General features: G+C 64.1%; 11 protein-coding genes. 4 read left to right on the forward strand and 7 right to left on the reverse strand.

All coding sequences use genetic code 11. The features are described from left to right. Positions 1–44: 44 nt before the first annotated feature. Genes N7422_RS19915 through coxB form a run of 4 tightly spaced genes read right to left on the reverse strand, consistent with a single transcriptional unit; the run spans position 45 to position 4,277 of the window. Positions 45–932: a cytochrome c oxidase subunit 3 gene (locus N7422_RS19915; protein ID WP_279808144.1), complete on the reverse strand. Its 888-nt coding sequence runs from the start codon at positions 930–932 to the stop codon at positions 45–47. Between the two features lie 16 nt (positions 933–948). After that, a complete protein-coding gene (locus tag N7422_RS19920) occupies positions 949–1,506 on the reverse strand; it encodes a cytochrome c oxidase assembly protein (protein ID WP_279808145.1) in 558 nt (185 codons plus the stop codon). 10 nt (positions 1,507–1,516) lie between these two features. Beyond that, positions 1,517–3,106, reverse strand: coding sequence for a cytochrome c oxidase subunit I (gene ctaD, locus N7422_RS19925; protein WP_279808146.1), 1,590 nt, complete (start codon positions 3,104–3,106; stop codon positions 1,517–1,519). Between the two features lie 43 nt (positions 3,107–3,149). Continuing rightward, positions 3,150–4,277 carry a cytochrome c oxidase subunit II gene (gene coxB / locus N7422_RS19930; protein WP_279808147.1) on the reverse strand — a complete coding sequence of 376 codons (1,128 nt, stop codon included), beginning with the start codon at positions 4,275–4,277 and terminating at the stop codon, positions 3,150–3,152. A 382-nt stretch (positions 4,278–4,659) separates the two neighbouring features. Between coxB and N7422_RS19935 the strand changes: the two genes are divergently transcribed. The 4 genes from N7422_RS19935 to N7422_RS19950 all read left to right on the forward strand — a co-directional run bounded on the left by N7422_RS19935 (position 4,660) and on the right by N7422_RS19950 (position 8,732). After that, positions 4,660–5,310 (forward strand): hypothetical protein, encoded by a 651-nt coding sequence (locus N7422_RS19935; RefSeq protein ID WP_279808149.1) that lies wholly within the window; start codon positions 4,660–4,662, stop codon positions 5,308–5,310. Positions 5,311–5,410: 100 nt separating this feature from the next. Continuing rightward, positions 5,411–6,790: a CHASE2 domain-containing protein gene (locus N7422_RS19940; RefSeq protein ID WP_279808150.1), complete on the forward strand. Its 1,380-nt coding sequence runs from the start codon at positions 5,411–5,413 to the stop codon at positions 6,788–6,790. After that, positions 6,787–7,149, forward strand: a complete 363-nt coding sequence (locus N7422_RS19945; protein ID WP_279808151.1) for a hypothetical protein — start codon at positions 6,787–6,789, stop codon at positions 7,147–7,149. The genes N7422_RS19940 and N7422_RS19945 overlap by 4 nt, the downstream gene beginning before the upstream one ends. Further along, positions 7,146–8,732, forward strand: a complete 1,587-nt coding sequence (locus N7422_RS19950; RefSeq protein WP_279808152.1) for a M48 family metallopeptidase — start codon at positions 7,146–7,148, stop codon at positions 8,730–8,732. Before N7422_RS19945 ends, N7422_RS19950 begins: the two co-directional genes overlap by 4 nt. Positions 8,733–8,745: 13 nt before the next feature. On the opposite strand, the gene N7422_RS19955 is transcribed toward N7422_RS19950, so the two are convergent. From N7422_RS19955 to N7422_RS19965, 3 genes are all read right to left on the reverse strand, one after another. After that, the gene (locus tag N7422_RS19955; RefSeq protein ID WP_279808153.1) at positions 8,746–10,275 is read right to left on the reverse strand and encodes a SulP family inorganic anion transporter; all 1,530 of its coding nucleotides are present in this window, start codon (positions 10,273–10,275) and stop codon (positions 8,746–8,748) included. A gap of 189 nt (positions 10,276–10,464) precedes the next feature. Then, on the reverse strand, positions 10,465–11,184 hold the full coding sequence (locus tag N7422_RS19960; protein ID WP_279808154.1) for a carbonic anhydrase: 720 nt from the start codon (positions 11,182–11,184) through the stop codon (positions 10,465–10,467). Positions 11,185–11,601: 417 nt separating this feature from the next. Further along, complete coding sequence (locus N7422_RS19965; protein WP_279808257.1) at positions 11,602–12,660, reverse strand: PA0069 family radical SAM protein; 1,059 nt, start codon at positions 12,658–12,660, stop codon at positions 11,602–11,604. Positions 12,661–12,690: the final 30 nt, after the last annotated feature.

The raw sequence follows: 12,690 nt of genomic DNA on the forward strand, positions 1-12,690 counted from the left end.
CCTTTCGCGACACAAGGCCGCTCCTGCAGTGTCAGTGCTACCTTTCAGAGCACATACACGAATATGAACAACCCCACCCACACCACATCGACGAAGTGCCAGTACCAGCTCGCCGCCTCGAAGCCAAAGTGCTTGTCAGGCTCGAAATGCCCGCGCATCACCCGGCAGAACATCACGAACAGGATCAGCGTCCCCAGCGTCACATGCGCGCCATGGAACCCGGTGAGCATGAAGAACGTCGCGCCGTAGATCCCCGACCCGAGCGTCAGCCCCAGCTTGGTGTAGGCCTCGTAGTACTCGTAGGCCTGCAACGCGAGAAACGCCAGCCCCAGCAGGATGGTCAGCCCCAGCCACAGCTTCAGCGTGCCACGGTGGCCCTTGCGCAGGCCATGGTGGGCGATGGTCACGGTGACACTGGAGCTCACCAGCAGGATGGTGTTGATCAGCGGCAGGTGCCACGGGTCGATCACCTCCTTCGGTGGCGGGAACAATTTCGGGTCCGGCGTGTGCAGCAGCGGCCAGACGAACTCGAAATTGGGCCAGAGCATGTGCGCCACGCCCTTGTCCCCCTCGCCACCCAGCCACGGCCCGGCCAGCACGCGCACGTAGAACAGCGCGCCGAAGAAGGCCAGGAAGAACATCACCTCGGAGAAGATGAACCAGCTCATGCCCCAGCGGAACGAGCGGTCCATCTGCGCGCTGTACAGCCCGGCGTGGCTTTCCTTGATCACCGCGCCGAACCAGCCGAACAGCATGTACGCCAGGAACAGCCCGCCGACGAAGAAGATCAGCGGCCCGTGGGATTCCGGGTGGCCGGCCTTGAGGTCGTTGAACCAGGTGCCCAGGCCGAACACGGTGATGAACAGGCCGATCGTGGCGATGATCGGCCACTTGCTCTGCGCCGGGACGTAGTAGTGCTCGTGGCTTGCCATGGTTGATCTCCTTCCCTCAACGGGCGGCCTCGGTCGCGGCATCGGCGACCGGCGGGTGGCGAGCGGTGATGTCGAACAGGGTGTAGGCCAGGGTCAGGTGCTTGACCGAGGCCGGCAGGTCGCGATCGACGATGAAGCGCACCGGCATCTCGATGCGCTCACCCGGCTGCAGCACCTGCTGGGTGAAGCAGAAGCACTCGGTCTTGTGAAAGTACGCCGCGGCCTCGGCCGGGGTGATGCTGGGAATGGCCTGGGCGCTCATCGGCTTGCTGGTCGGGTTGCGGGCGATGAAGATCATCTGGTTCACCGCGCCCGGGTTGACTTCGATCTGGTCGGTGGTGGAGTGGAACTCCCAGCTCATGTCGCCCGCATTGGTGGACATGAACTGCACCCGCACCGAACGCGTCGGGTCGCTGACCTGGCTGCCCTCGTACTGCCCGCCGGTCTTGCCGTTGATGCCGAAAGCCCTGCACATCACGTCGTAGATCGGCACCAGGGCAAAGCCGAAGGCGAACATCACCACGGTCAGCATCAGCAGGCGGGTGACCAGGCGTTTGAGCGACAGGCCTTCCATGTCCGCGCTCCTATTTCACGTGCGGAGGTGTCTGGAAGGTGTGGTAGGGCGCCGGTGACGGCACCGTCCACTCCAACCCGTCGGCCCCGTCCCAAGGCTTGGCCGGGGCCGGCGCGCCACCACGGATGCACTTGATGACGATGAACAGGAAGAACACCTGGGTCGCACCGAAGATGAACGCGCCGATCGACGAGACCATGTTGAAGTCGGCGAACTGCAGGTTGTAGTCGGGGATGCGCCGCGGCATGCCGGCCAGGCCGACGAAGTGCATGGGGAAGAAGGCCAGGTTCATGCCGACGAACGACAGCCAGAAGTGCAGCTTGCCTAGGGTTTCGTCATACATGTGCCCGGTCCACTTGGGTAGCCAGTAGTAGGCCGAGGCGAAGATGCCGAAGATCGCGCCCGGCACCAGCACGTAGTGGAAGTGCGCCACCACGAAGTAGGTGTCGTGGTACTGGAAGTCCGCCGGGGCGATGGCCAGCATCAACCCGGAGAAGCCGCCGATGGTGAACAGGATGACGAAGGCGATGGCGAACAGCATCGGTGTCTCGAAGGTCAGCGAGCCCTCCCACATGGTGCTGACCCAGTTGAACACCTTCACCCCGGTGGGCACGGCGATCAGCATGGTGGCGTACATGAAGAACAGCTCGCCCACCACCGGAATGCCGACCACGAACATGTGGTGCGCCCAGACGATGAACGACAGGAAGGCGATCGCCCCGGTGGCGTAGACCATCGAGGTGTAGCCGAACAGTGGCTTGCGCGAGAACGCCGGGATGATCGAGCTGACCGCGCCGAAGGCCGGCAGGATCATGATGTACACCTCGGGGTGGCCGAAGAACCAGAACACGTGCTGGAACAGCACCGGGTCGCCACCGCCGGCGGCGCTGAAGAAGCTGGTGCCGAAGTGGATGTCCATCAGCATCATGGTCACCACCCCGGCCAGCACCGGCATCACCGCGATCAGCAGGAAGGCGGTGATCAGCCAGGTCCAGACGAACAGCGGCATCTTCATCAGGGTCATGCCAGGCGCGCGCAGGTTGAGGATGGTGGCGATCACGTTGATCGCGCCCATGATCGAGCTGATGCCCATCAGGTGGATGGCGAAGATGAAGAAGGTCACGCTGGCCGGAGCGTAGGTGGTGGACAGCGGGGCATAGAAGGTCCAGCCGAAGTTCGGCCCGCCGCCGGGGCTGAACAGGGTCGAGACCAGCAGCAGGAAGGCCGCCGGCAGCAGCCAGAAGCTGAAGTTGTTCATCCGTGGCAGGGCCATGTCCGGGGCGCCGACCATCAGCGGGATCATCCAGTTGGCCAGGCCGACGAAGGCCGGCATCACCGCGCCAAACACCATGATCAGCCCATGCATGGTGGTCATCTGGTTGAAGAACGCCGGTTCCACGATCTGCAGCCCCGGCTGGAACAGCTCGGCGCGGATCACCATGGCGAACGAGCCGCCGAGCAGGAACATGCTGAAGGCGAACCACAGGTACATCGTGCCGATGTCCTTGTGGTTGGTGGTCAGCACCCAGCGCATCAGGCCCTTGGCCGGGCCGTGGGCATGTTCCTGACCGTGGGCGTGGTCGTCGATCACTGCACTCATGTCCTGTCTCCTGCAATCCGCTGATTGCCGCGAGTAACCCGGCTCATTGCGCTTCGGCCTGCTTGAGCGCCAGCACGTCCTTCGGCGTGACCATGTCACCCTTGTTGTTGCCCCAGGCGTTGCGCTCGTAGGTGACCACGGCGGCGATATCGACTTCCGAGAGCTGCTTGCCGAACGCCGCCATGGCGGTGCCGGGCTTGCCGTGGAAGACGATGCTCAGGTGATCTTCCTTGGGTCCGATGGCGATCTTCGAACCCTTGAGCGCCGGGAACATCGGTGGCAAGCCCTGGCCTTCGGCCTGGTGACAGGCCACGCAGGTGGTGTGGTAGACCTTGTCGCCGCGCGCGACCAGCTCTTCGAGTGTCCATTCCTTGCTGGTCAGCTCCTTGAGCTTGGCCGCCTCGGCCTTGCGCTCGCCGAGCCAGGTGTCGTAGTCGGCCTTGGACTTCACCTCCACCACCACGGGCATGAAACCGTGGTCCTTGCCGCACAGTTCGGTGCACTGGCCACGGTAGATGCCGGGCTTCTCGACCCGCGTCCAGGCCTCGTTGACGAACCCGGGAATGGCGTCACGCTTGACCGCGAAGGCCGGGACCCACCAGGAATGGATGACATCGGCGGCGGTCACCAGGAAGCGCACCTTGGCGCCCACCGGCAGCACCAGCGGCTGATCGACCTCGAGCAGGTAGTGCTCGTCCTTCGGTGACTTGTTCTGGATCTGCTCGGCAGGGGTGGCCAGGTTGCTGAAGAACTCGACGTCCTGGCCCAGGTACTTGTAGTGCCATTTCCACTGGTAACCGGTGACCTGGATATCGATGTCCGACTCGCTGGCGTCGTAGATGTCGATCAGGGTCTTGGTGGCCGGGATGGCCATGACCACGAGGATGAGGAAGGGAACGACGGTCCAGAGAATCTCGACCCAGGTGTGCTCATGGAAATGCGCCGGTTGCTGCCCGGTCGAGCGGCGGTGGATGACCATCGACCAGAACATCGCGCCGAACACCACGATGCCGATGATCACGCAGATCCAGAAGATGGTCATGTGCAGGTCGAACACCGCGTGGGAGACTTCCGTCGCCCCGGGCGCCATGTTCACCGTCCATGCTGCCTGTGCCTGACCCAATACCGACCACAGCAACAGGCCCATCCAGACATGTGGATGTCGCATCATTGCGGGTTCCCCTTATCGTTCTTGTAGTCCCGGAGGCGTGGACGACCTGCATACGACAAAGGAGGGAACGGCGGCCAAGACTGCCTGGCTTCGACGACCGAGCCCCCTGCTTAAGGCAGTCGGGCCTCATCAACGAATCACGTTTCATCCGGAGTATAGACACCGACCAATGGTGCGCAACGCGGGGGGTGAAATGATCTTCACACGACCAAACGTTTGCGCTGAAAGCCGCGTGGATACTGGCCCGGGACACAATAATGGCACTTTGATATAGCCAATTTCCTACACGTGTCTCAGAGATATAACAAATGCGTCTTAGGCATTCTCGTAAGCAAGCTAACTTAGTGTCTTCCGTTTGTAACGCCTTGTCCCTGGAGTTGTCATGAACATCGCTGCTGTACGCGAGCAGATCGAAAACGCCCATCAACACGAGAGCCGCACCGGCCAACTGAAAAACCGACTGGAACAGCAACTGCCACACCTGCATCGGTCGATCCAACTGCCCGAGCAGGACGCCCAGGGTACGCTGGCGCGCTTCGTCGGCGCCTACATCAACGAGGTGCCGGAATTGCTCGAGGCCGCGCACAACGTAGCCCTCGAAGCCGGCATCGAGTCGCAGATCAAGCCCGTGCTGAAAATCGCCGAGGCTTATTTCCTGCAACCACCCAGCGTCATGGCTGGACAGGTCGGGCTGGACTGCCTGCTCGACGAGGCCTACCTGGCGCATCGCCTGGTCGAGGAGGTCAACGACCTGTATATCCGTCACTTCCAGCAGCCGCTGATTCCGGTGGACACCACCCTGGCCAACCTGATCGCCCACCAGCTGATCGGCGAGGCCTTCGCCAACCAGCTGGACGAAGTGGTGCATCACTCGGTGGACGAAATGCTCGACGACGACAGCTTCGCCGTGGAGTCGGTGGAGATCTACCGTGACAAGCTGTCCAGCCCGGAAACCGGCGCTGCATGGAAGCGCTGGCCGTGCCTGTCGCGCCAGTTGAGCATCGGCCTGGAAGTGCCAGAAGCCGCGTACTGAGCCCTGTCGACGCCGAACGCCGGCCCGTTCGGGCCGGCAAGGCTTTCGTCGCCTGCCGCAGTGATGGCAAAATGCCTCGATTCCTGTGATCGAGGCATGGATGCTCAAGTTCTCGCGATGCTCGCTGCGTCAATTGTTGTTCGGCGTGTCTGTGGTGCTGATCGCCCTGCTGGACCCTATCGGCCTCGCCAGCTCCACCGACGAGGCCTCGGCCCGCTGGCTCAATCGCCTGCTGGCCAGTGGTTATGCCGATGACGGGCAGCGCCAGGTGGTCGTGGTGCTGGTCGACGATGCCTACCTGTTGCGCAACGATACCTACTGGCCACTGCCCTACAGCGAACAGAGCAAGCTGTTCAAGCGCCTGCTCGCCTACAAGCCCGAAGCCGTGTTCGTCGACCTGCTGTACAGCCATGACCACTCACGGCTCGTGCCCGGGCAGCCTCCCCGCCTGGAAAGCCAGGTACTGGCCAATGTGTTCGAGCGCTACCAACAGCAAGGTATTGCGCTGATGCTGGCCAACAACGGCCTGGAGCGTGGCCGCGAAGGCGCGGTCAACACCCTGCCGCGCCTGGCCGAGGCGACTACACCGGCGTTGGTGAGCTGGAGCGGCTACGGTGCTCAATACCCCCTGGCCGTGGCGACCGACACGGGCGTGCTGGAAACCCCGGCGCTGCGCCTGTACCGCGAGTACTGTCACGCGCACGCCTGCGCGTCCTTGCCGGTCGATAGCACCGCAGCGGCCCGGTTGGCGCCCATCAGCGTGCAGTGGGGCGTGCATCCGTCCCCGGCCCAGGCGCAGGTGGCCGACATGGGCGAGTGCACCGTGCCCGGTCTGTTCGACCAGTTGCTGCAAGCCGTGTTCTGGAGGCTTGGCAGCAACGCCCAGGCGAAATGCGCCTACACCCTCACGCTGTCGGCGAGCGACCTGGAGGTCACCGGCGAGGAAGACCAGGCACTGATCAGGCAACTGCTGCGCGGCAAGCTGGTGCTGGTGGGCGCCGACATCGCGGGAACCGGCGACACCACCTTGTCACCGCTGCACGGCCAGGTTCCCGGCGTGTACCTGCACGCCATGGCCCTGGACAACCTCATCAACTGGGGCATGGGTTATTACCGAGCCATGCCGACCCTGGCCGAGCTCGGCCTGCCCGGCACCGGTTCGATCGATCTCCTGGACATGATCGAGCTGCTGCTGCTCGGCCTGATCACCTACCTCAAGGGCACGCTCGATGCCCCACTGTTCACCCCGGGTGCCCGTCGGCGCACCCGCCTGCGCCTCGGCCCGGCAAGTGCCTGGGTGGTGGTGCTCGTGTCGCTATCCGCCGTAAGCGCGGTGCTGTGGCAACTGAACTACACGCCAGTCAACGTGCTGGGCCTGCTGCTGCTGTCGCTGACACTGTTCAGCGCCAGGATCCAGGCTTTTTTCGATAGCTCGGCCAGATCCCGTTTGGAATTCGCTACTCAAGGAACCCAGAGATGAGCAAAACCTCCCTTTTCCTGCTGTCGGCACTGTTCAGCCACAGCCTGCTTGCCGCGCCCATGGTCGAGGCTTTTCTCGACGACCCGGTGCCGGTCCTGGACGAGCAGGGCCGGGCGCTCGGCGACAGGGCCCGCAGCAATCTGCCCAAGCAGGCGATTCCGGTGCTGCAGTACAACAAGGAACTGGATCTGGTACAGGTCGAAGTCTCTGGCGAGCGGGTCTGGCTGGATACCATGACCGTGCGCGTGAACCCTCCGCTCAACGTGGTCAAGCTGCCGTGCCAGAAGCTCTCCAACACCCGCCCGGAAGACCAGCAGGACAATTCCACCATCGGCTTCGGCGCAGGATGCAGCAAATGATCGGGCCGAATGCCAAGCGCGCCATCGCGGCGCTTGCGGTGACCCTCGCGAGCCTGCTGGGTGGCTGCCAGACGTTTCAGGGCGCCAACGACGCGCTGCTCAACCTGGTGGGGCCTTCGACCCAGTCACGCCTGAATGGTCGTTACCTGGATCAACCCGAAGTCCGCCAGTACTACCCCCTCGATCAGCAGCATGCCGGCCAGCTGCGCCTGAGCTTCGACGGCCGCGCCCTGCCGGCAGATGAGATACGCCAGCAGAACCTGGTCCGTATTCCGCAACTGGAAAACTATCTGCAGAACATCGTCACGCGCCTGGCCAAAGGGTGGCCGGGCCAGACACCGAACCTGCAGGTGCGCCTCATCGACAGCTATGCGTTCGGCCCCTCGGCCGACCCCTACGGCAACCTCTACGTTCCCCTCGGCATGCTCGAGAACGTCGAAAGCGAAGACGAGATCGCTGCCATGCTCGGCCACGAGATGAGTCATGTGCTGCTGCGCCACCACGACCGCCGCGCCGCGTTCCAGCAGCAGAAGCAGATGATGACCAACGTTGCCACGACCGTGGTGATCGCCGCGATGGCCAAGGACACCGGCCTGAACCGCGAGACCGGCAAGTTCTTCAGCAAGGACCCGACCGGCACCCAGAAGACCATCGGCAATACCGTGCTCTACACCGCCCTGGCCAACAGTTTCTCCGACAACGTCTGGAGTACCGCGTGGGGCCGCACCCAGGAAGACCAGGCCGACCTGCTGGGTGCCGACCTGATGATTCGGGCCGGCTACGCGCCACGGGCATCGAGTGTCAGCCTGCAGCGACTGAACGATTTCCAGGGCAAGCAGAAGCCGTTGCTGACCGGCTTCCTGGAAGAACGCCAGGTGGCCATGAAAGAGTCGCTGCAGAAGCTCGACATCAACCGCACCACTCAAGAACTGCAGACCTTGCTCAACCAGGGCGTCGGTACGGCCATCGCGTCTACCGGGCAGTACCTGACCCGCTCGCACATGTCCCCCACCGAACGCGACGAGGAGCTGCGCCAGTATCTGCGACGCGAGTACAAGCAGCAGACCCGTGCCCGGGTAGACCGGCGCAGCTGGCCCCAGGTTCGCGACGCGAAGCAGGTACAAGCCTCCCTGCAGGGCTATCGCGATGCCTATGCGGCCATGACCGCGCTGGAGCAGAAGAAAGTCCGCGAAGCCGAAGTCTTCGTCACCCGCGCACTGGCTTCCCCGGTCGGCAACCAACCCGGCATCCGCCGGGCGGCTTTCAGCCTGCACAGTGCCCAGGGCAACCGTCGGGCCGCGCTCGCCGACCTGAACACGATCCAGGACTGGTCGCTGGCAAGCCCTTCGATCTACGACCTGATGATCGGCCATCACCTGCGCAACGGTGACCCCCAGGCTGCCCTCGCCATGATCGACAGAGCCGAGCGCAACCTGGGCTCCGAAGAGCTGTTCATCACCGAGAAGCTTGCGGCCAACCGCCAGCTCAAGGCCAACGACGAGGTACAGCAGGTACTGCGCAAGTGCGAGCAGTACCCCAGCCGCAAGGAAGGTTGTCGCAAGCTGGTACCGAAGACCGCCTGATACAGGCGCTGGCTCAGGCCTGCGCCGCTCGGCGCAGGCGGCCTTCGACCCGCCGCTTGAGGCCACGCTGCTCGATGGAAAGGCGCGACCCCTCGGCAGCGCCCGCTCGCCCCCAGTCCTCGAGCAGCTCCAGCACCGAATGGTCGATATAGCTCAGGCGCGCCAGCGGAACATGCAGGTGCGTGCCCGCGGGCACGCGCCCCAGGACCTGGGTCAGGGCGGGAACCTTGAGGAAGGTCGCGGCGCCGCTCAGGCGCAGTTCCATGTGCCCGTCGAACTCCAGCTGGACCAGGTTGATCCGCAGCCGCGCCGCCTTCAGCGCCAGCTTCAGCAAGGTCAGGGCAAAGCCCAGCAGCACCCCGGTCAGCAGGTCGGTGAAGATGATCGCCAACGCCGTCGCGGCATAGGTGAACATCGGCATGCGTCCATAGCGGCCCAGGCCGCGGAAGGCCTTGAAGTCCACCAGCTTCACGCCGGTGTACACCAGCACGCCCGCCAGGCTCGCCACCGGGATCTGCTGCAGCACGCGGCTCAACGCCACCACGAAGGCCAGCAGCCAGATGCCATGCAGGATTGCCGAAGCCCGAGTGCGGGCACCGGCCTGGACGTTGGCCGAGCTGCGCACGATCACCCCCGTCATCGGCAACGCCCCCAGCACACCGCAGAGCATGTTGCCGATCCCTTGCGCCGATAGCTCACGGTCGAAGTCCGAACGCTGGCCGCTGTGCATGCGGTCCACCGCGGCAGCCGACAGCAGCGTTTCGGCACTGGCGATGAAGGCCAGGGCGAAGGCGGCCACCAGCAAGGTCGGGTCGGCCAGCTTGAGCAGGTCGTCCGGGCGCAGCCAGTCGATGGCTTCGGACAGGTCGGCCGGCACCTGCACCCGCTTGACCGGCAGCGCCAGCCACAGGCTGATGGCGGTCATCGCCGCCACGCCGAGCAGCGCCCCCGGGATGAAGCGCAAGCGTTGTGGGCGAAAACGCTCCCAGCTCCACATGATGGCGATGGTCCCCAGGCCAAGCGCGCCGGCCTGCCAGCCGCTGCCCGCGTTTTCCAGGGGCAGGGCGGACGCCAGGGTCGCCGGGAAGCCCAGCAGGTTGTCCACGCCCGATGGCTGCGGCGCCGTATCGAACATCACATGCACCTGGGACAGCACGATCAGCACGCCGATACCCGCGAGCATGCCGTACACCACCGCCGGCGCGGTCACCCGGAACCAGCAGCCCAGCTTCAGGCGCCCGGCCAGCAACTGCAGCACCCCCGCCAGCAACAGGATCGGCCCGAGCATGGCCATGCCATGCTGGCGCACCAGCTCGAACACCAGCACCGCCAGGCCTGCGGCGGGGCCACTGACCTGCAGCGGCGAGCCGGCCAGAAAGCCCACCACGATGCCGCCGATGATCCCGGTGATCAGCCCCTTGGCCGGCGGCATGCCGGAGGCGATGGCAATGCCCATGCACAAGGGCAGGGCCACCAGGAACACCACCACCGAAGCCAGCAACTCACGCGGCAATGCCGCTTTGATCTGTGTCTTGTTCACCATGACGCTCCTTTCTCAAGTACACGGCCATTCCTCTGGCCGCAGGCACGGGGATCCCCGAATCGCGCGCAGGCGCGGGCCGCCAGCGGAGTTGCCGGCAAGGCGTCCAGGGAAATTCAAGGCAGGCGAAGGCCGCGCCGCACCCGTCGGGTGCAGCCGGCTATCAAGGTCGTTTCAGGGTGTTCGGGTCGCTTAGTAGCGGCCTCTCGGAGTAGCAGAGGGGATCGACTCGCCGGCGGTCAGCGGCAGGAAGCGATCGCTGGCGGCATCGTAGGCTTCGATCTGGCTGGTTTCGATGTCGTAGATCCAGCCATGGATATGCAGCTGCCCGGCGGCCAGGCGCGAGGCCACCGACGGATGGGTGCGCAGGTGGTGCAGCTGGGCGATGACGTTTTCCTTGGTCAGCAACTGCATGCTTTCGTGCTCGCTGCCGCAGGAGCAGTTGTCCTCGATCACGGTGCGCGCGACTTCGGCATGGCGCAGCCAGGCGGAAACGGTCGGCATCTTGGCCAGCGATTGCGGATTGAGCACCGCGCGCATGGCGCCGCAGTCGGAATGGCCGCAGACGATGATGTGGTGCACGCCCAGGGCGAGCACGGCGTACTCGATGGCACTCGACACACCACCGTTCATCTGGCCATACGGCGGCACGACGTTGCCGACGTTACGGGTGACGAACAAGTCGCCCGGCGAACTCTGGGTAATCAGCTCGGGGACGATACGCGAGTCGGCGCAGGTGATGAACATGGCGCGCGGTTTCTGCGCGGTGGCCAGCTTCTTGAACAGCTCCTGCTGCTCGGGAAAGACCTCGGTATGGAACCGCAGGAAGCCGTCGACGATATGCTTCAGGGCAGCTTCGGCGCTTTCGGCGGGCGCAGCCGGGACGACCTTGGATGGGTCCTTGACGGGCATGATTCATCCTCTAGACGGTTTGAAGGTAGGTGCCATGTTACTGGGGAAAGATCAGGGCCATGCGGGATTTAGATGACACGCACAGGAAATTGATCACAGTCCCGGTGGGCTGATTCCTACGCTAGCGGAGAAAACTTAACTGAAACTTAATTGCGAAGGCTCTAGAACGGGCGTTCCAGGTACGAGGAGGGTGCCTTGGATAATAGCAAAAAAGCATCAGATGCCAATAGCCACGCCTGATTTTAATACCTAGCATTAGCGACACTAGGTATAGGTTTCTCGTAGGCAACACATACCTTGTGGCAGGGCTTTGGCCGCGAAGCAAGCGACACGGTGGCAGGCACCTGCTCCGCCGGTGTTCGCGGCTAATGCCGCTCCCACAGGATTTGCGCAAACTCCATACCTGCGTGAATGCATTCAGAACAACGCCATCTGCCCACCCGGCGGGCAGAACACGCTGCAGTCCAGCGACAACTGTTCCCGTCCCTCGAGCCCCAACCTTCTGACCGCCTTGCGAAAACGCTGCGCCAGCAGTTCTGCGAACACACCTTCGCCGCGCATCCGCGCCCCGAACCGGCTGTCATACAGCTCACCACCCCGGCTCTGGCGAATCAGGCTCAGCACATGGGCGGCGCGCTGCGGGTAGTGATCGTGCAACCACTGCTCGAACAGCGGCGCCACTTCCAGCGGCAAGCGCAGCATCATGTAGGCCGCGCTCTGCGCCCCGGCCTCACGGGCCGCCTCCAGCAGGCGCTCCAGCTCGCTGTCGTTGATCATCGGGATCATCGGCGAACACAGCACGCCCACTGGCACACCGGCCTCGCGCAGCACGCGGATCGCTCGCAGGCGCGCCTTCGGGGCAGCCGCACGTGGCTCCAGCGTGCGCTTGAGTTCGTCGTCGAGGGTGGTGAGGCTGATCATTACCCGCACCAGCCGCTGGCTGGCCAGTTCGCTGATGAGATCAAGGTCGCGCAGTATCAGCGAGCCCTTGGTGACGATGGTCACCGGGTGACGGTAGCGCAGCAGGACTTCGAGCAGGCGCCGGGTGAGCTGCTGTTCGCGCTCGATGGGTTGGTAGGGGTCGGTATTGGAGCCCAGGTTGATCGGCGCGCAGACGTAACCTGGCTTGCTCAGCTGCTGCTCGAGCACTTCGGCGGCGTTGGTCTTGGCGATCAGCTTGGTTTCGAAATCCAGGCCGGGTGAGAGGTCCCAGTAGGCGTGGCTGGGGCGGGCGTAGCAGTAGATGCAACCGTGCTCGCAACCGCGGTAGGGATTGATGGAGCGGTCGAAGGGCAGGTCGGGAGAGGTGTTGCGGGCGATGATGGTCTTGGCCGTCTCGATCCGCACCTCGGTGCCCTGGGTGAGCGGGACTTCCTGGTGCCAGCCGTCGTCCTCGGCCACGGATACGCTCGGGGCGAAGCGGTTGTGGGGGTTGTCGGCGGTGCCGCGACCACGGATGGGGGATGGTTTCATGATGGGAACCCCGATTACTGTATGCATATACAG

The sequence above is a fragment of the Pseudomonas sp. GD04091 genome (assembly GCF_029836165.1).
Classification (GTDB): Bacteria; Pseudomonadota; Gammaproteobacteria; order Pseudomonadales; family Pseudomonadaceae; genus Aquipseudomonas.